We start from the raw sequence: 22,125 nt of genomic DNA, 5'->3' as shown, positions 1-22,125 counted from the left end.
CACTATTTTCAAACGTCCTTCCTTTAGAACGGACATGGGACATGGGAGATCATGATGCTCGAATGGGCGTCATTGCGCAGCAGACCAGACGTGCGGGAGGCTAATGGCCCCTCATCGTCCGGCGGCGCGCCTGACCCGCAACCTGCGGGCAAGACCGGCATTTCGCTCGCGCTGGGCGGTGGCTGCGCACGCGGCTGGGCGCATATCGGCGTGCTGCGCGCGCTGGATGAGGCCGGCATCGAAGTCTCGATGATCGCCGGCACCTCGATCGGTGCACTGGTTGGCGGCTGCTACATTGCCGGCAAACTGGACGAGCTCGAGGAATTCGCCCGCAGCCTGACCAAGCGCCGCCTCTTCGGCCTGCTCGATCTCAATCTGCGCGGCAGCGGCCTGTTCGGCGGCATGAAACTCGACGCCAGGCTGCGTGAACACATGGCCGGCATCCGCTTCGAGGACCTGACAAAGCCTTTCGTCGCCGTTGGCGCGGAAATCCGCACCGGCCATGAGATCTGGCTGTCGAGCGGCTCGCTGATCACCGCCATGCGGGCCTCCTATGCGTTGCCCGGCGTGTTCGAACCGGTGAATTGCAACGGCCGCGTGCTGGTCGACGGCGCACTGGTCAACCCGGTGCCGGTCTCGGTCTGCCGCGCCTACGAGCAGCCGTTGGTCGTCGCGGTCAACCTTCACTACGATCTGTTCGGCCGCGCCGCCGTCATCAAGCACAGCGCCGGCGAACTGCTCATCGAGAAGGACGCGCCTCGGCCGGGCCAGGCCGACCCCGACCACCAGGCGCACCAGACGCGCCTCGGCATCACCGGCGTCATGGTCGAGGCCTTTAACATCATCCAGGATCGGATTTCGCGCGCGAGGCTGGCCGGCGATCCGCCCGACATGTCGCTGCAGCCGAAGCTCAGCCATATCGGCCTGACCGAATTCCACCGCGCCGACGAGGCCATCAGCCTCGGCTACCACGCGACGATGGCGCAGATCGGCGAGTTGAAGCGGCTGCAGACGGTTCTGGCCTAAACCAATCCAGTAATCTCAGGCCTTGGCCGCATCGCTGATGCGAAACTGCACCGAGCGGTTGCCGTTCCAGTAATTGCCCGACAACGAACCGGCGACATGGATCGTCTTGCCCCGGTTCTTGAACAGGAATTCGCCGAGCGCGGTATCGACCGCGCGAAAGGCGATCGCCTGGATGCGGCCGCCGCTCTCCGACTGCAGGTCGGCGCGGATGTGGTTGGTGCCGACTGCGCGCGCGTCGGCCAGCCGGTGGCGTGGTAGCGCGAACACCGGCGCGACATGGCCGGCCCCGAACGGACCGGCCTTCTCCAGTGCATCGAGCAGGCTCAATGTCGCCCCTTCGGCGGCGAGCGCACCGTCAATGGCCAGGCTTTCCTCGTCCTGCAGGCGGAACACCTCGGCCGCCGCGCGCTCCTCGAAGAAGGCTCTGAGTTCACCGAGTTTTGCGCGCTCCACCGTGATGCCGGCCGCCATGCCATGGCCGCCGCCCTTGACGATCAGCCCGGCATCGGCAGCTTCGCGCACCAGCCGTCCGAGGTCGAAGCCCGACACCGAACGGCCCGATCCGGTGCCGATGCCATTGGCGTTGAAGGCGATAGCAAAGGCCGGCCGGCGCGCATGATCCTTCAGCCGCGATGCAATGAGCCCGACGATGCCGGGATGCCAATTGGTGCTGGCGGTGACGATGACGGCCGGGCCATTGCCGCCGGCAAGCTCGGCGTCGGCCTCGGCGCGCGCCGCGGCCAGCATCTCCAGCTCCATCTGCTGGCGTTCCTGGTTGAGCCGGTCGAGCGTCTCGGCAATCGTGCCTGCCTCGACCGGATCGTCGGTGGCGAGCAGCCGGCTGCCAAGGGCTGCGTCGCCGATGCGGCCGCCGGCATTGATGCGCGGCCCGATCAGATAGGCGAGATGAAAGGTGCTGATCGGCTCGCCGATGCGCGACACCCGCGCCAGGGCGGCCAGCCCCTCATTCTTCTGCTGACGCGCCATCTGCAGCCCTTTGACGACGAAGGCGCGGTTGACGCCGACGAGCGGGACGACGTCGCAGACGGTCGCCAGCGCCGCGAGATCAAGCAGCGACAGCAGGTCCGGCTGCGCGGCATCGGGCAAGCGGCTGCGCAGGATCCTGGCTGTCTGCACCAGGGCGAGGAAGACGACACCGGCTGCGCACAAATGGCCCTGTCCGGAAAGATCGTCCTCGCGATTGGGATTGACGACCGCGGTCGCCTCCGGCAGCGCGCCACCGACCTGATGGTGGTCGAGCACCACGACATCGGCGCCTGCGGCTTGGGCCGCGTCGATGGAAACGGCGCTGTTGGTGCCGCAATCGACGGTGACTATCAGCGTCGCGCCACGCGAGACCAGTTCGCGCATGGCCTCCGGATTGGGGCCATATCCCTCGAAGATGCGGTCCGGAATGTAGATTTCAGACGGCACCGAGAAATGCGCCAGGAAGCGCTTGAGCAGCGCCGACGAGGCGGCGCCGTCGACATCGTAGTCGCCGAAGATCGCCACCTTTTCCTTGGCCATGACCGCTTCGGCGATACGAGCGGCGGCCTTGTCCATGTCGGTCAGCGAGGCCGGATCCGGCAACAGGTCGCGGATCGTCGGATCGAGGAAGCGCTCAGCATGGTCGGCGGTGACGCCGCGCCCGGCCAGCACGCGCGCGACAATGTCGGGCACGCCGTGGCCCTGCGCGATGGCAAGCGCCGTCATGTCCTGCCGCTCGCTCAACCGGTGTTCCCAGGAAACACCGGTCGCGGACTGCCTGACATCGAGGAAAAGGCGTTTGTCGCCCGTCATAGGAGGGGTCGTCTGCAGATTGTCATTTCCGGCAATATGCGACGGCTAAACAGGAAAGTCTCAAAACTTTTCCAGATCCTGGTGACGCGCCTTGATCTCGCGCACGGTACGCGAAGACGAGCGCAGCACGATGGTGTGCGTGGTGATGTAGTTGCCGCCGAACTTGACACCGGCCAACATGTTGCCGTCGGTGACCCCGGTCGCCGCAAACAGTACGTCGCCACGCGCCATGTCCTCGGCGCGATAGACCCGCTTCGGATCGGCAATGCCCATTTTTGCCGCGCGCGCCACTTTTTCCGCTGTTTCGAGGATCAACCGGCCCTGCATCTGGCCGCCGGTGCAGCGCAGCGCTGCCGCCGCCAGCACGCCTTCCGGCGCACCGCCGGTGCCGAGATAGATGTCGATGCCGGTCTCTTCCGGATCGGTGGTGTGGATGACGCCGGCGACATCGCCGTCGCCGATCAGCCGGATCGCAGCACCCGTGGCACGCACCGCTTCGATCAGCCTTTCATGGCGCGGCCGGTCGAGGATGCAAGCAGTGATTTCGGAGACCGCGACACCCTTGGCCTTAGCCAGGCTGGCGATGTTTTCGGCCGGCGAGGCATCGATGTCGATGACGCCTTCGGCATAGCCCGGGCCGATGGCGATCTTGTCCATGTAGACATCGGGGGCAAACAACAGGCTGCCCTTTTCGGCAATGGCGATGACGGCCAATGCGTTGGGCAGGTTCTTGGCGCAGATCGTCGTGCCTTCGAGCGGATCGAGCGCGATATCGACCGCCGGACCTTTGCCGCTGCCGACCTCCTCGCCGATATAGAGCATCGGCGCCTCGTCGCGTTCGCCCTCGCCGATCACCACCGTGCCCTTTATGGCGAGGCGATTGAGCTCCTGGCGCATGGCGTCGACGGCGGCCTGGTCGGCGGCCTTTTCATCGCCGCGCCCGCGCAGTCTGGCGGCCGCGACCGCGGCGCGCTCGGTGACGCGCACAACTTCCATGGTGAGTATCCGGTCGAGACCGGCGACAATATTCTGGGCCACATTCATCGGGAGAAATCCTCGTTCACACACGCCTCCGCCAGGGGCGCGCTTCTTGTGTCAAAGCTCCATGACAAGGGCAAGACTTGCTGCGTCAATTTTTCGAAATCGCAGCAATATCAATCGATTAAAGAGGAAAGATGACTTCCTCAAAAGCAATTCCAGGAAAAGAGCAAGGCGGTTTTCCCGGGAAAAGCGCGTAGCGCTTTCCCTTGGGAATTGCGTCAAACAAAAAGAGGCTACCCAGCCCGCTCGATGCGGATGACCTGCGGCTTGTCTGTGAGATGGCCGTCCTTAGTGATGCCGTCGACGGCCTTGCGCACCGCCGCTTCGGTCGTCTCGTGGGTGACCAGGATCACTGTCTTCTGCGCATCGGTTTCCGGCCCGGCCGCGTGCTGGACGATCGATTCCAGCGAAATATCATTGTCGGCCATGCGCTTGGCGATTGCGGCAAAGACGCCGATGCGGTCATGCACGGTCAGCCGGATGAAATAGCCGCCGGCATGACTACGCATCTGCGCCTTCTTGTAGGGGCGCAATTCCTTGGCCGGCAGACCGAAAACCGGACCGTGCTGGAAGCCCGGCCGGCTCTTGGCAATGTCGGCGATGTCGCCGACCACCGCCGAGGCGGTGGCGTTGCCGCCGGCGCCAGGGCCGGAGAGCAGGAGTTCGCCCAGAATGTCGGTTTCGATCGCCACCGCATTGGTCACGCCGTGCACCTGCGCGATCACCGAGGCGGTCGGCACCATGGTCGGGTGCACGCGCTGCTCGATGCCGCTGTCGGTGCGCTGCGCGACGCCAAGCAGTTTTATCCGGTAGCCGAGATCGCCGGCGGCGCGGATATCGGCCTGGCTGATGTTGGAAATGCCTTCCATGTAGATGTCGTTGGCGGCGATCCTGGTACCGAAGGCCAGGCTGGTCAGGATCGACAGTTTGTGCGCGGTGTCATGGCCCTCGATGTCGAAGGTCGGATCGGCCTCGGCATAGCCCAGCCGTTGCGCGTCCTTCAGGCAGGCATCGAACGAAATGCCCTCGGCCTCCATACGGGTCAGGATGTAATTGCAGGTGCCGTTGAGGATGCCGAAGACTCGGGTCACCGAATTGCCGGCCATCGCCTCGCGCATCGTCTTGATGACCGGGATGCCACCGGCGACCGCCGCCTCGTAGTTGAGCAGCACGCCCTTCTTCTCGGCGATTTCGGCCAACGCCACGCCGTGCTTGGCCAGCAGCGCCTTGTTGGCGGTGACGACATGGCGTCCGGCCTCAAGTGCTGCCTTGACCGACGCGCGCGCCACTCCTTCATCGCCGCCGATCAGTTCGACGAAGACGTCGATGTCGTCGGTCTGCGCCATCTTGACCGGATCGTCGAACCATTTGGCGGCGCCGAGATCGACGCCGCGGTCACGCTTCGAATCGCGGGCCGAAACGGCTGACACAACGACGTCACGGCCGCACTGGCGCGTCAGTTCGGCCGCCTTGTCGCGCAGCACGCGCGCCACCGAAGCGCCGACGGTGCCGAGACCCGCAATTCCAACACGCAACGCTTCAGCCATGTCCGGCGACGCCCCTCAAACTCTGCTCAATTAAGATGTGCGACGACCTTAGCGATGCGCGGCGAGCGGCACCACATTGTTCGGCTGCTTGGCGCTGGACGCCAGAAAGCGCTTGATGTTGCGCGCCGCCTGACGGATCCGGTGCTCGTTTTCGACCAGTGCGATGCGCACATGATCGTCGCCATGCTCGCCGAAGCCGATGCCCGGCGCCACAGCCACGTCGGCGTGCTCGATCAGCAGCTTGGAGAATTCGAGCGAGCCGAGATGCTTGAACGGCTCCGGGATCGGCGCCCAGGCAAACATCGAGGCCGCTGGTGCGGGAATGGTCCAGCCGGCGCGGCTGAAGGCGTCGACCATGACGTCGCGGCGCTTCAGATAGACCTCGCGCACTTCGGCGATGTCGGCGCCGTCGCCATTGAGCGCATATGCCGCCGCCACCTGGATCGGCGTGAACGCGCCGTAGTCGAGATAGGACTTCACCCGAGTCAGCGCCGAGATCAGCCGCTCATTGCCGACGGCAAAGCCCATCCGCCAGCCGGGCATGGAGAAGGTCTTCGACATCGAGGTGAACTCGACGCAGACATCGATGGCGCCCGGCACCTGCAGCACCGAAGGCGGCGGATTGCCGTCGAAGTAGATCTCCGAATAGGCAAGGTCCGAGAGGATGATGATGTCGTTCTTCTTGGCGAAGGCGACGACGTCCTTGTAGAAATCGAGCGAGGCGACCAGCGCTGTCGGGTTCGACGGATAGTTGAGGATCAGCGCCAGCGGCTTCGGGATCGAATGGCGGACACCGCGCTCAAGCGCCGGAATGAAGCCATCATCCGGCTCGACCTGCAGCGAACGGATGACGCCACCCGACATGATGAAGCCGAAAGCGTGGATCGGATAGGTCGGGTTGGGGCACAGGATCACGTCGCCGGGCGCGGTGATCGCCTGCGCCATGTTGGCGAAGCCTTCCTTCGAGCCGAGCGTGGCCACCACCTGCGTGTCGGGATTAAGCTTCACGCCAAAGCGGCGCTGATAGTAGGCGGCCTGGGCGCGCCGCAGGCCGGGAATGCCGCGCGATGAGGAATAGCGATGCGTGCGCGGATCGCGCACCACTTCGCACAATTTGTCGACGATCGCCTTCGGCGTCGGCAGGTCCGGATTGCCCATGCCAAGGTCGATAATGTCGGCGCCGCGCGAACGGGCACTGGCCTTCAGCCGGTTGACCTGCTCGAACACGTAAGGCGGAAGCCGGCGGACCTTGTGAAATTCTTCCATGTCAGTTCCAGACGATTAGAATTGGCTTTGGCAGAGTTGGTTTGGCAAAGCGGACCTTGGCAAAGGTGGGCTTTCGGCGCGCCATATAGCCCTATTTGCAGGTAGGGTCGAGGGCGGGATCGCATTTGGCCTCGATCTGTTTCAGCGTGTCCTTGCCATGGTTCTTTGCCAGCGAGTTCAGCGCCGCCGGGCTGGTGGACGGAACACCGCCGCCGCCCTTGCCCGCCTGCGCCTGCTGTTCGCCCTTCAGCAGAGCAAGCTTGGCCTGGGTCTCCTCAGGCGTGAGCTGCTTTGCCGCGACCTGCGGCGGGATGTTCAGATTGGGGTAGGAGCCGGTGTCCTGCGCGCCCTGTGTCAGGCCGACATTCATCCCGTTGCCGGTGTTGGCGCTGGTGCAGCCGCCTGCCGCCAACAGCCCTGGCGCCAGAAAAGCTGTCGCAACAGCGATGCGGCAAAAGCGGCCTGCCCCCGAAAAAATGGTCTTGCCGGTGTTAATCGTCATATTGTTTTCCTGGCAGCCGGGTACAGCGCATTGGACCCGGTCAGATGTCCCATGATAATATGTCAAGAAAACGCCTCGGGAGGAACCCCGCGAGCCATGTCCAAAACACCTGATTCGAGCAAAGCGGAAGATGATCAATCTTCGACCGTCGAGCAATATCTGGTGAAAGACCCGGAACGCTTCGCGTTGAACATGGCGCGCATGGTCGAGCAGGCCGGCAAGGCGGCCTCCGCCTGGGCCGAGCCGCGCGAAAAGGGCGAGGTGCGCGATCACGTCGCCGAGCCCGTGGTCGACATGGTAAAAACCTTCTCCAAGCTCAGCGAATACTGGCTTGCCGATCCGCAGCGCGCGCTGGAAGCGCAGACGCGGCTGTTCGCCGGCTATATGACCGTCTGGGGAAACGCCATCCAGCGCATCAGCCCGAATGCCGAGGCGCCCGACGATGCGGTCAAGCCCGAGCGCGGCGACAAGCGCTTCCAGGACCCCGAATGGGGCCGCAACGCGTTCTTCGATTTCCTCAAACAGGCCTATCTCGTCACCTCGCGCTGGGCGGCCGACCTCGTCGAGCACGCCGAAGGCCTCGACGACCACACCCGCCACAAGGCGAGCTTCTACGTCAAGCAGGTGTCCAACGCCATCTCGCCGTCGAACTTCATCCTGACCAATCCGGAGCTGTTTCGCGAAACCGTTGCCTCCAACGGCGAAAACCTGGTGCGCGGCATGAAGATGCTGGCCGAGGACATCGCCGCCGGCAAGGGCGACCTGAAGCTGAGACAAGCCGACTATTCGCCCTTCGAGATCGGCAAGAACGTCGCGACCTCACCCGGCAAGGTGGTCGGCCGCAGCGATGTCGCCGAGATCATCCAGTACGATCCGACGACCGAGACCGTGCTCAAGCGGCCGCTGCTGATCTGCCCGCCCTGGATCAACAAATACTACATCCTCGATCTCAACCCGCAGAAATCCTTCATCCGCTGGGCGATCGAGCAGGGCCACACCGTCTTCGTCATTTCCTGGATCAATCCCGACGAGCGCCACGGCGCCAAGGGCTGGGAAGCCTATATCCGCGAAGGCCTGCAATACGGGCTCGACACGATCGAGAAGGCGACCGGCGAGAAGGAGGTCAACGCCATCGGCTATTGCGTCGGCGGCACGCTTTTGGCGGCCGCACTCGCGCTCCTGGCGCAGGAAGGCGACAACCGCATCAAGTCGGCGACCTTCTTCACCACGCAGGTCGACTTCACCCATGCCGGCGACCTGAAAGTGTTCGTCGACGAGGACCAGGTGGCAGCGGTCGAAAAGTCGATGAACGAAAAGGGCTATCTCGACGGCACCAAGATGGCGACCGCCTTCAACATGCTGCGCTCGGGCGACCTGATCTGGCCCTATGTCATCAACAATTACATGCGCGGCAAGGATCCCCTGCCCTTCGACCTGCTCTACTGGAACGCCGATTCCACCCGCATGGCGGCGGCCAACCATTCCTTCTATCTGCGCAACTGCTATCTCGAGAACAATCTCACGCGAGGCGTGATGGAACTCGCCGGCCGCATTGTCTCGCTCGCCGACGTCACCATCCCGGTCTACAACCTGGCATCGAAGGAAGATCACATCGCGCCGGCGCTTTCGGTATTCCTCGGCTCGCAATATTTCGGCGGCGACGTCGAGTATGTAATGGCCGGCTCCGGCCACATCGCCGGTGTCGTCAATCCGCCGGCGGCCAAGAAGTATCAGTACTGGACCGGCGGCAAGCCGGTGGGCGATTTTGGCCAGTGGTTCGCCAATGCGGTGGAGCATCCCGGCTCCTGGTGGACGCACTGGCAGCACTGGATCGAGACCCAGGACGACACCCTCGTTCCGGCCCGCAAACCGGGCAAGCATATGAAAACCCTGGGTGATGCCCCCGGCACCTATGTCAAGGTGCGTGTGTAACGGACTGTAATGTCTGGTGAGTTGACGGACCGGCAAAACGGGGCGAAATGGTGTCGTCAACCATCAAGTAGCCTCAATTCGCCTCCAACGAGCGATTAATTCAGAGGCTTGCAGAATTGACACAAGTCTCGTTTCCGGTTTGGGAACACAAGGTTATTGGACGTGAACGTTTCGACGCCGCACCAATAGCAGGCAGACCGGACACCGAGGGGGAATTTAGTTTTGAAATCAGTAGGATCGCGTCTCGCGGGGAGAGAGGGTCGCACAATAGCGGCGGCACTTTTCTCCGTGCTTCTGGCGTCCTGCACGTCCGCCGGCGACCCGACAATGTCGGTCGGCATGCCCGGCTATAATGCCAGTGCTTCTGACATCGCCGCGGCTTCCGGCACCAGCCCTGCGGCGCCGAGCGATTCGACCGTGCAGGTCACATCGACCGCGCAGATCACGTCGACGGGGCCACAGATGATGATGACGGCCGCGGGCGATGCGACGCTGCCCGAGCAGGTCGCCTATGTGCCGATGGCCAAGCCCGGCGCCGGCTTCCCGGTCACTGTTCCCGCGGGCGCCGAAGCCATTGTCGGCCAGACGCCGCAGCCGCTGCAGCAGCCGGCACAGACTGCGGCCGCAACGGACGACGCGGCGCAGAAGATTGCCGCTGCCGATGCCGGCGTGACCGCACCGAAGCCGATGGCCGCAGCACCCGTGACCCCCGCGACCAATGAAGTCTACGTGACGGCCGCCGCACCCCAACAGGTCGATGCGCCGAAGAAGGGTTTCTTCGCTTCGCTGTTCAGCACGGCACCAGCCTCGGCTGCACCCGCTCCGCTAATCAACTCCCGCTCGGGCGAACAGCCTGCGGTTGCTGCCCAGTCCAAGGAAGCGCCCGCCAAGCCCATTGTCACGCTGGCTTCTGCCACCTCGGCCGACAAGCCGGTTCAGTTGGCCTCGCTCGGCGACGACAGCAGCAACCACATCACCGGCGCCGATGCGCTGCCCGGCGTGCGCCAGACGGCGCTGTTCGAGATCAAGCGCAAATCCGGCATCGACGACGAAAGCGACGTCGATCTGAACGAGGACGAAGGCTCGGGCGGCGCCTATCAGGTGGCCTCCGCCGCCGGTCTAGCCCGGCTGGCGCCCAACGGCCTGCTGAAGCAGAACGAAAGCGTCGACGTCGCCTGCCTGAAGCCGTCGCTGGTGCGCGTGCTGAAGACCATCGAAGGCCACTACGGCCGCAAGATGATGGTCACCTCCGGCTATCGCGACCCGGCCCGCAACCGCCGCGCGAACGGCGCCAAGAATTCGCTGCACATGTATTGCGCCGCCGCCGACATCCAGGTGCCGGGCGTCTCCAAATGGGAACTGGCGAGCTACATCAGGACCATGCCCGGCCGCGGCGGCGTCGGCACCTACTGCCACACCGAATCCGTCCACGTCGACGTCGGCCCCGAGCGCGACTGGAACTGGCGCTGCCGCCGGCGCGGTTAGGCCTCGCCACACGGCAGTCGGGTTGAGGAGCTGCCAGCAGTCCACCGTTCCTTCCGGCTAGCTACGAGCAACGTTGGAGATTAGCCGGAGCCTCGGCGACTTCGTCATCCTTGGGCGCAGCGACGCGAAGCGGAGCGCAGACCCAAGGATCCATGCCGGGGCTCAAGCCGCAGAATACTGCTGAGCAGAATCTGCACCGTGGCAACGCTCAGACGTCGCGGCATGGATCCTCGGGTCTGCTCCGCGTCGCTGCGCTCCTTGCTCCGCCCGTGGATGACGACCGTGCGGAACGCTTCGGCCAATCTCCACAGACATGCGATCTCCGCGCGACTACAGAGCCCGCCTGCCTCACCGAACAGCCGTTCTTGCCCCTCTTGAAAAAAGTTGTCGCATCTGGCGGCTGATGGGTTGCCGGTTGGCAACAACGCAATTATAAGCCGCTTCGTCTGAGCGCGCCCATCGTCTAGCGGTTAGGACACCGCCCTTTCACGGCGGTAACAGGGGTTCGATTCCCCTTGGGCGTACCAGATATTTCAAGGACTTGATTGTGATCTGGTGTCTGCGGACCCGATAAGGGGCCCGAAATGCATCTCCGCGTCGGTGAGTCTCCGCACCAAGGTAGGCTTGGCGAAGCAGGGGCTCGTTAGTTCAGGTCGATTATTTTGAATGGCTGGACCGTCACGACTGTTTTAGCGCCGCTTACCATCCCGTCGGCCGCCCGCGGTTGACCAATGTCCGATTTAAGCCAGCATTCCTTTTTGCTCCGAACGAACGCAAAAGCGGCACAACTAGTGGCGCAGGTGTGGCCTTAAGTCGCAAACTATTGGCTTCAAAAGCAGGGCGTCGGGCTTCATTGACGGTGCGACCAGCACCATATGGTGATCCAAAGCCTTCCAAATCGAGAGAAGCTCGCCCGACGGGTCGCACTGCGGCTGTCAGCCAAAAATGGCTATGAACCAGAAATGGCTATGAACCAAGGAACCTGAAAACCATCATGCCTGAAAATGTCAGACCAACTTCGAGAGACATTCCCCTCATTCAGCTCGGCGTCTATCAGTGCCGCTTCCCGGTGAGCGAAGACCCGTCAGTACCTGGCGGCTACCGTTTTTGTGCCGGGCCAACTTCGCCGGATCGTGTCTACTGCGACCACCACCACAACATTGTGACCACAGTGGACCCTCGTCGAGCCCGTTCGGGTCTCCATATCCCGCAACGGCGCGCCGCTTAGGTTACGAGGCCCACAAGCCACACCCGCCGGCAGTGGCGCGTCACATCCCGGTGGAAACGTGCTGTTAACGTCGTTCGCGGGTGACGGTATGTCGGCCCCGGTCCGAAAGTGTAAGTTCTGCATGCTCTCAGCCGTGGAGGTCGGGAATGAACTTGCTGCGAACAGCGCTTTTGTGCGCGGCCATGATCGGCCTGACAGGACTATCGGTCGTTCGCGCCGAAGATCAGCCTGTTTCGCCCAACGCCGCAGCGGTACCAGAGCAGCCGCCGGTTCATTGCGAGGGGCAAAATTGCGTGCCGCCGGCCGAGGACCACGTCGAGGAGTGCAAGGGGCAAGATTGCACGCCGGTGCCCTCGACCGACCAGGCGCCTGCTCCTGAGGTCGAACAGGTCAAGTAAGCAGCATCGGCAGGTATCCCCCCCAGCGAAACCGGCGCCGCCTATCAGTTCGGAACCATTGGCGACGCCTCTTCGCACCGATAAACCACGCACTGACCGTCACTGGCCGGCACATACTCAACCATTGGCAAGGAGGGAGCATCACACTCATTGCCGAATTGGCGGACATAGCGGTCATAGGTGTTTGGTCCGGTGGACAGCACCGCGGCGTGCTGGCCCTGGATCAGCGCCTGGGTCTGCGCGCACGTCATTTTGCGCGTGTCAGGCCGGGCGTCGGCGAAATTTGTGTGGGCAATGACGATCGCTGCCGAGCAAAACATAATCTGGCGTATGGGCATGGTGGCATCCTGGAAAAAATCGTGCCACCAAACTCGCACCTTGTGCCCGGGTTCAGCAACCTTCGGCCTGTCACGATGCGGCGAGCGAGGCCGACCTCGCCTCGATTTTGGCACAGGCTAAGGCCTCCGTCTTGGTGGCGAGGCGGATCAAGTTCACTCCAGGACCGCATTGGTCATGAACGATTCCAGGGCGGCCCAATGCCTCCCCGCGCAACCAACTCCACGTTCCCCCTGACATCGGCATCCCGAAGCCGATCCTGTGTGGAAAACGCGTACCATCTGCGACCGGCGTCGAGGACATGGTCGTATGGCAACGCCATCTTTACCGGCGGATGTCAGGATCCAGCCGTCATTGTGCCTTCATCGATGATGGCAGATTGTGGCGGGCGCCACGGGCGGGATCGGCAGGATGCTGGCTTGGGAGACATCGCATATGGACCGGTGGCAGGCCGGCGGCTGGAATGGTCTGCAAGCCTGCTTTGCCTTCCTTGCCTTGACGGCGGCCTTGGTACAGCCGGCAGAGGCAGGCGACCGTGTCTCGCATGTGCTTGATCGCACCAGCACAGCCTCGGCCTATGCGGCCGAATCGGACCTTGTAACTGCCTACACGTCGGGCATGGCGCGCAGCCGCCTGAACCTTGCCGGGCGCACCGGTGAGACCAATCTGGCGGTCCCGCTCGAGCCATGGTCGTTGCGCGCGGAATTCCGGGCGCGGACATGGCGTGCGGCGGACGGCAGCCTGCTGCAGGGTTTTGCAGGCACTGGCGGCTTCCGGGTGACCGTCGGAAATTGCCTTGCCCGCTTTTGCGCCGCCAGCGAATGCAGCGATGTCGGTTGGCCGCTCTACAGCTGCAGCGACGGCCGCAAACGAAAGATGTCGGCCACCGACTTTGTGACGGCAAGTTTCGATGGCGTCTCCTACCGGCGGTTGAGCGCCGCCAAGGAGTAACGCTGCAGGCACTGCGAAAAATCCTCACCCCTGGTCGTGCGCCACTTGCGGCCAGCGCTGCAGGGCGGCATGACCGACTTCGGTCAGCGCATAGACCCCGCGCTCGGCCCTGGCGAACCATCCATAGACATTGTCCAAAAGGATGCTGGCCGCGCGTGGCGAAATCGTTTTCAGATCGCGCGGCCGCTTCGGGCCATCAGTCATGGCGGCGGCGCAAGCCAGCGCATCCTGCCGGTAGGCGGTCATGATCGGCGCGCGCGAACCGCCGCCGACCACCGGATCGCCGCGCCGGCGCCGGTGTTCCTCCATCAGCCGCGAGCGCCGCTTCGGGTCGCGGCGCGGCGGCAAGGCGGCCGGGCTAAGCAGCAATTCGACCTCGCCCTTGCTGCTGACAGCCAGAAGCCCGAAGCCGAGCCGCCGGCAGAGCGCGCGAAAACGGCGGTCGTGCTCGCGGCCCTTGCCACGCGCCGACATGCGCGCCGCCAGCCATACCTCGTCGCAAGCGGCAGCGCGATCGACGCCTTGCAGGACGAGTTCGAGGTTGAACTGCAGCTTCAGTTCGCAAATGACCAGCACTGGCGGCTCGCCATCGCGCACCGCGACGATATCGCAGTTGCCGATTTCGCCCTTGACCGTGAATTCCAGGCTTTCGAGAAACCGCTTCACCGGGACGTAGAGAGACGTTTCCTGCATGGCGCAGGCATAGCCGATTCGGACCGCGCCGGCACCGGGATCGCCGAGGGGTCTGGCCGCGCGCTAAACCGCCTCAAACCCAACCGTCTGCAAAAGCCCGCCCCCAGGCAGGTTTTCCAGCGTGATGGTTCCGCCATAGCGTTCGACGATTTCCTTGGCGATGGCCAAGCCCAGACCGGCGCCGGGGATGGATTGCCAGCGGGCGGGGTTGACGCGGAAGAATGGTTCGAACGCCTTGTTTAGCAATTCCGGCGGGATGCCGGGGCCATGGTCGGCGATTGCCAAGACGGCGCGGCCGTCGGCAGCGGTGAGCGAAACGCTGCAACCCTTGCCGTGCGTGGCGGCATTGACGATCAGATTGCGCAAGGCCCGGCGCAGACCGAGCGCCCCTGCCCGCACCGAGACCTTGTCGAGGTGGTCGGCCGACACCTGGTGTCCCAGCGACCGCATCTCGGCGGCGATGTCGCGCACCAGCCTTTCCAGGTCGACCGGTTCGACCGCATCCTGGTTGACCTCCTCGCGCACCAGCCGGATGGCGCTGTCGGCGATGCGGTCGAGCTCGTCGAGGTCGTGCAGCCATTTTTCGCGGTCGTCGTCCAGAAATTCGGCGCGCAGCCGCATGCGGGTCATCGGCGTGCGCAGATCATGACCGGCGGCAGCGACCAGCCGCATGCGACTTTCCATCGCCGTCTTCAGCCGGGCGGAAAGCTGGTTCAGCGCATGCGCGGTCGCCTTGACCTCGGCCGAGCCCACTTCCGGCACCGACGCCAGCACACCGTCCGAGCCGATCTTGGAGACAGCGGCCTCCAGCATTTCCAGCGGCCGGATCAACACCGACGTGAAATAGACGGAGACCGCCGTGGCGCCGGCCACGATCAGCGAAATCCAGCCGGCCAGAACCAGCCATTCTCGCCTTGGCGGCTTGACGTGCGGCACCTCCATGATCGCCCAGCGGCCGTCGGGCAGTTGCACCGATGCGATTTGTCCGGGTTCGTCCGCCTTGTCGTTGACGATGGCCCTGAGGTCGAAGCCCCGGCGGCGCAGTATGTCGTTGAGCATCGCCGTTTCGGCACGGGCGACCTTGCCGCCGGCGGGATGATCGGTGAGCTGCACGTTCAGCACATCAGGGACAGGGCCGGGCTGCAGCCGCACCACGAGTTCCATCTGTTGCGCAATCCAGGGCACGGTCAGTTCCGGCGGCGGCCCGCCGCCGCGCACGCTGATCACGGCGGCGGTGGCCAGGCCGACCACGCCGACGATCGAAGCAACCAGCAACAGAATGAGCCGCCGGCGCAGCGAGTTCATATCTCGGCCTCCACGGCCTCGACGCGCGCGGTCAGCTGGTAGCCGCCATTGCGCACTGTCTTGAACAAGGGCCCCTCGCCGGTCTCGCCGAACTTGCGGCGCAGCCGGCTCATCAAAACGTCGACCGAGCGATCAAGCGGTTCGCGCTCGCGCCCTTGTGTGAGATCGAGCAACTGGTCACGCGACAACAGCCGGCCGGGCCGGTCGAGAAACACCTGCAACAAGTCGAATTCGGCGCCGGTGAGATCGACAAGGGCACCTTCAGCGTCGGTCACTTTGCGGATGTCGGGCTCCAGCGTGTAGCTGGCGAAGCGGTAGATGCGCGCGCGTGGTGCGGCAAACTCCTCCGGCACCGCCCGCCGCAGCACGGCGCGGATGCGGGCGGAGAGTTCGCGCGGGTTGAACGGCTTGCCGATATAGTCGTCTGCGCCGAGTTCCAGGCCGATGATGCGGTCGACATCCTCTTTCAGCGCCGTCAGCAGGATGATCGGGATATGCGGTTTGCGGTCGCGCAAGCCCCGGCAGATATCGAGCCCGGACCCGTCGGGCAGCATGACGTCGAGCACGATCAGGTCGAACTGGCCGGCGCCGAGCTTCTGCTCGCATTCGCGGCGGTCCGCCGCCATCGACACGCGGAAGCCCTGGCCGTCGAGGTAGCGCCCGAGCAGCGTCCTGATCTCGCGGTCGTCGTCGACGACGAGGATATGGGGTTGCGATTGCATTGCCTGCGACATGCCCTTTGCCGATTTACCTCGCCGATTATAGGCAAGCCGCCGGCGCACAGCAGATATAATTGCAACCGAATGTTGCCGGCAATCCGGCAGAAACATTCCGAAACAAATCTCCCTTTGCTGGAAACCTTCGGCAACACACCGAAGCAAAGCGGAAAAAAAGCCCCCCTATCCTGCCGCCATCCGATGCATGTGGGAAAGGATTACGTCATGCAAAGCAGACTTTTGGCGCTCGGCCTGTTCTCCGCGGTCGCCATTCATCCCGCCCTTGCGCAGCAGGCCGATTTTGTCGCGCCGCCCGGCGAGCCACCGCAAATTTTGGCGTTGCAGGACGACCCGGACCAAGGTCCCCCGGATCAAGGTCCCTGGCCGCACCGGCCGGCATGGCACGGACCTGAGGGCTTCGATCCGCATCGCATGGGTCCGCCGCCGCAATTCAGGCTCGCAGCTCGGCTTGCTACGCTCGAAACCCGCATCGGGGTACGAAGCGAACAGCTCGATGCCTGGCGCGACTACACCAGCGCGCTGCAGGCGGTGCTGGCGCCGCCCGGTCCCGATCATGGCCCCGGTGGTTCCGGCAATCGTGGTCCTGGAGCCGCGGATGGCTCCGGCGGCAGAGCCGACCAAGGTCCCCGCGATCCCTTCGCCTTCCAGGAAAGGCTGGCCGACGATGTTACTGAGCGCGCTGTCGCAGCCACCAAGTTGAAGGACGCCATCGCAGCCCTTCGCACCAAACTGACGCCCGAACAGCTCGAAATCCTTGCCTCGGCGGAACCCCATGGACCACCCCCCGGTCCCTGGCGACGTCCGCCGGACGCAGCCGGTCCAGGAGGTCTGCCTGGCCATGACAGACACGCTCCCAATGCCCTACCCCGGACTGACGAGCAACTCTGACCGGCTGCGCCGGCCGGCCCGCTGACACCCGGTCTCGGGCCGGCCGGTTCTCTCTCCGAAAATGGTCGCCGGTTCCGGCCGCCATCAAGCAAAGAAAGCACGACAATGTGGGAAGCCCTGATGATGCTGCGGCTGATCGCGGCGTATGGCTCAGCCGGTTCGCCCGACCATGGCGCGCGAGCCGTGCAGACGGCCCTGCCGGCGGACACGCTCAAGGGCGCGATCCGGCTAAGCTTCGCCGCCTGGCGCCTGTCGCTGCCGCTTTCGGCACCGTCGAGTGCCGCCCTTGATGACAAGAAAATTGCATAAGGGCCGCCCATTGCCGATCAAGGGTAAGGCGCTTGGCGAAACGCTGTCTATTGGCCTATTGATGGCACTGGGCATCGCGGCCAAGACTTCATTCTGCCAAAGACTTCATTCTGCTTGTCGAATACGCCCTGGCAGCCGAGAAGGAGCGCAAGATGAGCCGCTTCGAGACAATGCTCGACGCCGCGTGCAAGCCCTGGCGCAATAACCCGCTGCCGACAACGCGACCGCAACCCCAGCGAAAGATGACCGACGCCATGCCGTTCCCGTCCAGCCAGTTCTTTTTGCCGTCGCGTCGGTCCGCATCCTGGACTGCTGTGCTAGGCGCCACGCTCTTTCTCGCAGCCTGCTCGCAGGAGGGAGCCCAGGCCCCGGCAGGCATGGGCGCTGCCGGCCGGCCCGAGGTCGGTGTCGTCACCCTGCATCCGCAGTCGGTTGCCATCACCGCCGAACTGTCGGGACGCACCAGCGCTTCGCTGACCGCCGATGTCCGCCCGCAGGTGAACGGCATCATCCAGGCCCGGCTTTTCCAGGAGGGCAGCGAGGTCGTGGTCGGCCAGCCGCTCTATCTCATCAACCCCGCGAGCTACCAGGCAGCCCTGGATAGCGCAAAAGCTTCGCAGCAGAAGGCCGAATCGGCAGTGCCGACCGCACAGGCCAAGTTCGACCGCTACGCCGGGCTGTTGGCGCAGAAGGTGGTCTCGCAGCAGGACTACGACGATGCCGCAGCGACGCTGGCGCAGGCACAGGCGGATGTTGCGTCGGCCAAGGCCAGTGTCGAAGCCGCGCGCATCAATCTCGACTACACCAGGATCACCGCGCCGATCGCCGGCCGCATCGACAAGTCGTCGCTGACGCCGGGAGCGTTGGTCACCGCCAACCAGGACACCGTGCTCACCACCATCCGCGCGCTCGATCCGATCAACGTCGATGTCACGCAGTCGAGCACCAACCTGCTCAATCTGCGCCAGGCCATCAATGAAGGCCGGCTGAAGTTCAGTGGCCCCAATGTCAGCGTCAAGCTGAAGCTCGACAACGGCACCGTCTATGCGCAGACCGGCAAGATGGAATTCGCCAGCGCCAATGTCGACCAGTCCACCGGCACCTTCGCGCTGAGAGCGCAGTTCCCTAACCCGGATCGCCTGTTGCTGCCCGGCATGTATGTGCGCGCGCTGGTCGAGGAAGGCGTCGCCCAGAACAGTTTCCTGGTGCCGCAGCGCGCCGTCAGCCGCAACACCAAGGGTGAAGCGACCGCCATGGTCATCAATGCTGCCGGCAAGGTCGAGCAGCGTGTGCTCGCCGTGCGCAACAGCGTCGGCAACAGCTGGCTGGTGGATTCCGGTGTGGGCGACGGCGACCGCGTCATCGTCGAGGGCGTGCAACTGGTGCGCCCGGGCGGCGATGCGACCGGCGTCGAGGTGACGATCGACGAGGCAACCGGCGAGGTCAAGGACCGCGCGCAGACCTCCTCGGCCGTCCCTGCGACCTCCGAGGTGGCCGCCAACGCCCAGAAGACCGGGAACTGAGCCGATGTCCGCATTCTTCATCAACCGGCCGATCTTCGCCTGGGTGATCGCCATCGTGATCATGCTGGGCGGCCTGCTCGCGCTGCAGTCGCTGCCGATCTCGCAATATCCGCAGATCGCGCCCACCACCGTCAACATCAGCGCCACCTACCCCGGCGCCGACGCCCAGACCGTCGAGAACTCGGTGACCAAGGTCATCGAGCAGGGCATGACCGGTATCGACAATCTCGATTACATGACGGCGACGTCGACCTCGACCGGCCAGGCCTCGATCACGCTGACCTTCACCAGCGCCGCCAATCCCGACACCGCCCAGGTGCAGACGCAGAACAAGCTGCAGCTGGTGCAGTCGCAGCTGCCTCAAGTGGTGCAGAGCAACGGCATCACTGTCTCCAAATCCTCGACCGGCTTCCTGATGGTCATCGGCTTCGTCTCCAGCGACGGCAAGATGAACTCGACCGATCTCGCCGACTATGTCGACTCCACCATCAACGACACGCTGAAGCGTGTCGCGGGTGTCGGCTCGACGCAGCTTTTCGGGTCCGGCTATGCCATGCGCATCTGGCTCGACCCCGACCAGCTCGCCAAATACGCCCTGATGCCAAGCGACGTGGCCGCCGCGATCGAGGCGCAGAACACGCAGGTGTCGGCCGGCCAGCTCGGCGGCCTGCCGCAACGCAAGGGCCAGCAGCTCAATGCAACGGTAACCGCCAAGAGCCGGCTGCAGACCGCCGAACAGTTCCGCAACATCATCCTGAAGAGCCAGACCGACGGCTCGCTGGTCCGCCTCAACGATGTCGCCACCGTCGCGCTCGGCGCCGAAAGCTATACGACGCAAGCCAATTACAACGGCAAGCCGGCAGCCGGCGTCGCCATCAATCTGGCGACCGGCGCCAACGCCATCAGCACGGCGGAAGCGGTGCGTTCGACGATCAACCGGCTGAGCTCGACCTTCCCGCAAGGCGTCGAGGTCGTCTACCCCTACGACACCTCCCCCTTCGTGCGGCTGTCGATCGAGGAGGTGGTCAAGACGCTGCTCGAAGCCATCGTGCTCGTCTTCCTCGTGATGTTCGTTTTCCTGCAGAATTTGCGTGCCACCATCATCCCGACCATCGCCGTGCCGGTGGTGCTGCTCGGCACATTCGGCGTACTGTCCTTCTTCGGTTATTCGATCAACACCCTGACCATGTTCGCCATGGTGCTGGCCATCGGCCTGCTCGTCGACGACGCCATCGTCGTGGTCGAGAATGTCGAGCGCGTCATGCAGGAGGAAGACCTGTCGCCGAAAGCGGCGACGCGCAAATCGATGAACGAGATCACCGGCGCGCTGGTCGGCATCGCCACCGTGCTCTCGGCGGTGTTCGTGCCGATGGCTTTCTTCGGCGGCTCGACCGGTATCATCTACCGGCAGTTCTCGGTGACCATCGTCTCGGCGATGATCCTGTCCGTACTGGTCGCACTTGTGCTGACGCCGGCACTCTGCGCCACCATCCTGCGGCGGCCCAAGGACCATGCGACACAGACCGGTCCGTTCGGCTGGTTCAACCGCGTCTTCGACCGCGGCACGACGGCCTATCGTGACGGCTCGCACGGCATCATCAACCGCTCCTGGCGTTTCCTCGCCGTCTTCCTCGCCATCGTTATCGCCATGGGCTGGATGTTTGCCCGGCTGCCGAGCTCCTTCCTGCCGGAAGAGGACCAGGGCATCCTGATCACCAGCGTGCAATTGCCGGTCGGCGCGACGCAGGACCGCACGGAGCGCGTGCTGAAGCAGGTCACCGACCACTATCTCAACGATGAAAAGGACGCGGTCGCAGGGGTGTTCACAGCTTCCGGCTTCGGCTTTGGCGGCGCCGGGCAGAATGTCGGCATTGCCTTCGTACCGTTGAAGGAGTTCAGCCTGCGCAAATCGCCGGCCTTGGCGGCGCAAGCGGTTGCCGGCCGCGCCATGGGCGCCTTCCGCAAGATCAGGGACGCGCAGGTCTTCGCGCTCGCCCCGCCCGCCATCCAGGGCTTTGGCAACACCAACGGCTTCGATTTCTACCTGCAGGACGTCAATGGCGCCGGCCATGATGCCCTGATCCAGACGCGAAACCAGCTTCTTGGTCTTGCCGCACAGAGCAAGCTGCTCACCGCCACGAGGCCCAACGGCCAGGAAGACCAGCCGCAATTCTCGGTCGACATCGACCAGGAGAAAGCCAGCGCGCTTGGCGTCAACCTCGCCGACATCAACAACACGCTGTCAGCCGCATGGGGCAGCGATTACGTCAACGATTTCATCGATCGCGGACGGGTCAAGCCGGTCTATTTGCAGTCGGACCCGAACTTTCGCATGCAGCCTGAAGATCTGGACAAATGGCAGGTCCGCAATTCCGGCGGCGCCATGGTGCCGTTCTCCTCCTTCGCCTCCAGCCACTGGACATTCGGTTCGCCTCGGCTCGAACGCTACAATGGCTCGGCCGCGGTCGAGATCCAGGGCGCCGCGGCCGCCGGTATCAGCTCGGGCGCCGCCATGGACGAGATCGATAAACTCGTGGCGCAGCTGCCGCCCGGCTACTCCCATGAATGGACCGGGTTGTCGCACCAGGAGCGGCTTTCCGGCAACCAGGCGCTGTCGCTCTATGCAATCTCGGCACTGGTCGTGTTCCTGTGCCTTGCAGCGCTTTATGAGAGCTGGTCGATCCCGTTCGCGGTCATGCTGTCGGTGCCGATCGGCATCTTTGGCGCGTTGCTTGCCGCAAGCCTGTTCGGCCAGACCAACGACGTCTATTTCAAGGTCGGCCTGCTGACCACGATCGGCCTCGCCGCCAAGAACGCCATCCTCATCGTCGAGTTCGCCATCGAGCGGCAGACGGCCGGCATGGGCCTCGTCGAGGCGACGTTGGAGGCCGCGCGACAACGATTGCGGCCGATCCTGATGACATCGCTGGCTTTCATCCTCGGCGTCACGCCGCTGGCGATCGCCAACGGCGCCGGCTCAGGCGCGCAGAACTCCGTCGGCATCGGCGTCATGGGCGGCATGGTCGCGGCGACGGCGATCGGCGTGTTCCTGGTGCCGCTGCTGTTCGTCACGGTGCGGCGCATCTTCAAGGGCAAGGTGGCTAAACAGGAAACAGGCGAGACGCCAGCAGCAGCCAACCAGCAATAAGAGTATTTCG

The 22,125-nt window shown here is 64.2% G+C and carries 19 protein-coding genes and 1 tRNA gene; 10 read left to right on the top strand and 10 right to left on the bottom strand.

The annotated features are described in order from the left end of the window. The first annotated feature begins 54 nt into the window (after positions 1-54). The gene (locus AC04SG_RS16490; RefSeq protein WP_352557578.1) at positions 55-1,026 is read left to right on the top strand and encodes a patatin family protein; all 972 of its coding nucleotides are present in this window, start codon (positions 55-57) and stop codon (positions 1,024-1,026) included. 15 nt (positions 1,027-1,041) lie between these two features. Here the strand turns inward: AC04SG_RS16490 and recJ are convergent, their stop codons facing one another. The 5 genes from recJ to AC04SG_RS16465 all read right to left on the bottom strand — a co-directional run bounded on the left by recJ (position 1,042) and on the right by AC04SG_RS16465 (position 7,182). Next, positions 1,042-2,826 carry a single-stranded-DNA-specific exonuclease RecJ gene (recJ, locus tag AC04SG_RS16485; RefSeq protein ID WP_488551889.1) on the bottom strand — a complete coding sequence of 595 codons (1,785 nt, stop codon included), beginning with the start codon at positions 2,824-2,826 and terminating at the stop codon, positions 1,042-1,044. A gap of 60 nt (positions 2,827-2,886) precedes the next feature. Beyond that, a complete protein-coding gene (gene glpX, locus AC04SG_RS16480) occupies positions 2,887-3,870 on the bottom strand; it encodes a class II fructose-bisphosphatase (RefSeq protein WP_488551888.1) in 984 nt (327 codons plus the stop codon). Between the two features lie 230 nt (positions 3,871-4,100). Beyond that, positions 4,101-5,414, bottom strand: a complete 1,314-nt coding sequence (locus AC04SG_RS16475; RefSeq protein WP_488551887.1) for a homoserine dehydrogenase — start codon at positions 5,412-5,414, stop codon at positions 4,101-4,103. Positions 5,415-5,462: 48 nt separating this feature from the next. Further along, positions 5,463-6,680 (bottom strand): LL-diaminopimelate aminotransferase, encoded by a 1,218-nt coding sequence (locus AC04SG_RS16470; protein ID WP_142865034.1) that lies wholly within the window; start codon positions 6,678-6,680, stop codon positions 5,463-5,465. Positions 6,681-6,771: 91 nt separating this feature from the next. Beyond that, positions 6,772-7,182, bottom strand: a complete 411-nt coding sequence (locus AC04SG_RS16465) for a hypothetical protein (protein WP_203279972.1) — start codon at positions 7,180-7,182, stop codon at positions 6,772-6,774. 96 nt (positions 7,183-7,278) lie between these two features. Between AC04SG_RS16465 and phaC the strand changes: the two genes are divergently transcribed. The 5 genes from phaC (at position 7,279) to AC04SG_RS16440 (ending at position 12,225) form a co-directional block, all read left to right on the top strand. Next, the gene (gene phaC, locus AC04SG_RS16460; protein ID WP_436260208.1) at positions 7,279-9,114 is read left to right on the top strand and encodes a class I poly(R)-hydroxyalkanoic acid synthase; all 1,836 of its coding nucleotides are present in this window, start codon (positions 7,279-7,281) and stop codon (positions 9,112-9,114) included. Between the two features lie 327 nt (positions 9,115-9,441). Continuing rightward, on the top strand, positions 9,442-10,599 hold the full coding sequence (locus AC04SG_RS16455; protein ID WP_488551886.1) for a YcbK family protein: 1,158 nt from the start codon (positions 9,442-9,444) through the stop codon (positions 10,597-10,599). Positions 10,600-11,051: 452 nt separating this feature from the next. Beyond that, a tRNA-Glu gene (locus AC04SG_RS16450) sits at positions 11,052-11,126 on the top strand. Positions 11,127-11,593: 467 nt separating this feature from the next. After that, positions 11,594-11,827 carry a GcrA family cell cycle regulator gene (locus tag AC04SG_RS16445; RefSeq protein WP_192257217.1) on the top strand — a complete coding sequence of 78 codons (234 nt, stop codon included), beginning with the start codon at positions 11,594-11,596 and terminating at the stop codon, positions 11,825-11,827. Between the two features lie 146 nt (positions 11,828-11,973). Next, complete coding sequence (locus tag AC04SG_RS16440) at positions 11,974-12,225, top strand: hypothetical protein (RefSeq protein WP_488551885.1); 252 nt, start codon at positions 11,974-11,976, stop codon at positions 12,223-12,225. A 44-nt stretch (positions 12,226-12,269) separates the two neighbouring features. On the opposite strand, the gene AC04SG_RS16435 is transcribed toward AC04SG_RS16440, so the two are convergent. Then, a complete protein-coding gene (locus AC04SG_RS16435; RefSeq protein WP_488551884.1) occupies positions 12,270-12,563 on the bottom strand; it encodes a hypothetical protein in 294 nt (97 codons plus the stop codon). A gap of 433 nt (positions 12,564-12,996) precedes the next feature. Between AC04SG_RS16435 and AC04SG_RS16430 the strand changes: the two genes are divergently transcribed. Next, positions 12,997-13,512: a hypothetical protein gene (locus AC04SG_RS16430; protein WP_246750057.1), complete on the top strand. Its 516-nt coding sequence runs from the start codon at positions 12,997-12,999 to the stop codon at positions 13,510-13,512. A 24-nt stretch (positions 13,513-13,536) separates the two neighbouring features. Here the strand turns inward: AC04SG_RS16430 and AC04SG_RS16425 are convergent, their stop codons facing one another. The 4 genes from AC04SG_RS16425 to AC04SG_RS16410 form a co-directional block, all read right to left on the bottom strand. Then, the gene (locus AC04SG_RS16425) at positions 13,537-14,205 is read right to left on the bottom strand and encodes a DUF2161 domain-containing phosphodiesterase (protein ID WP_477238547.1); all 669 of its coding nucleotides are present in this window, start codon (positions 14,203-14,205) and stop codon (positions 13,537-13,539) included. Between the two features lie 63 nt (positions 14,206-14,268). After that, positions 14,269-15,510 (bottom strand): sensor histidine kinase, encoded by a 1,242-nt coding sequence (locus AC04SG_RS16420; RefSeq protein WP_488551883.1) that lies wholly within the window; start codon positions 15,508-15,510, stop codon positions 14,269-14,271. Next, positions 15,507-16,232, bottom strand: coding sequence for a response regulator (locus AC04SG_RS16415; protein WP_477341787.1), 726 nt, complete (start codon positions 16,230-16,232; stop codon positions 15,507-15,509). The genes AC04SG_RS16420 and AC04SG_RS16415 overlap by 4 nt, the downstream gene beginning before the upstream one ends. Before the next feature lie 177 nt (positions 16,233-16,409). After that, positions 16,410-17,021, bottom strand: a complete 612-nt coding sequence (locus AC04SG_RS16410; protein ID WP_488551882.1) for a hypothetical protein — start codon at positions 17,019-17,021, stop codon at positions 16,410-16,412. Between the two features lie 219 nt (positions 17,022-17,240). Here AC04SG_RS16410 and AC04SG_RS16405 point away from each other — a divergent pair, with 219 nt between their 5' ends. From AC04SG_RS16405 to AC04SG_RS16395, 3 genes are all read left to right on the top strand, one after another. Beyond that, positions 17,241-17,444 (top strand): hypothetical protein, encoded by a 204-nt coding sequence (locus AC04SG_RS16405; protein WP_488551881.1) that lies wholly within the window; start codon positions 17,241-17,243, stop codon positions 17,442-17,444. 254 nt (positions 17,445-17,698) lie between these two features. Then, positions 17,699-18,967 carry an efflux RND transporter periplasmic adaptor subunit gene (locus AC04SG_RS16400; protein ID WP_488551935.1) on the top strand — a complete coding sequence of 423 codons (1,269 nt, stop codon included), beginning with the start codon at positions 17,699-17,701 and terminating at the stop codon, positions 18,965-18,967. A gap of 4 nt (positions 18,968-18,971) precedes the next feature. Next, positions 18,972-22,115, top strand: a complete 3,144-nt coding sequence (locus AC04SG_RS16395) for an efflux RND transporter permease subunit (RefSeq protein ID WP_488551880.1) — start codon at positions 18,972-18,974, stop codon at positions 22,113-22,115. Positions 22,116-22,125: the final 10 nt, after the last annotated feature.

Source organism: Mesorhizobium sp. CNPSo 4684, assembly GCF_057784315.1.
Note: the sequence above shows the minus strand (reverse complement) of the source record. Positions and strands in the feature narration are given on the sequence as shown.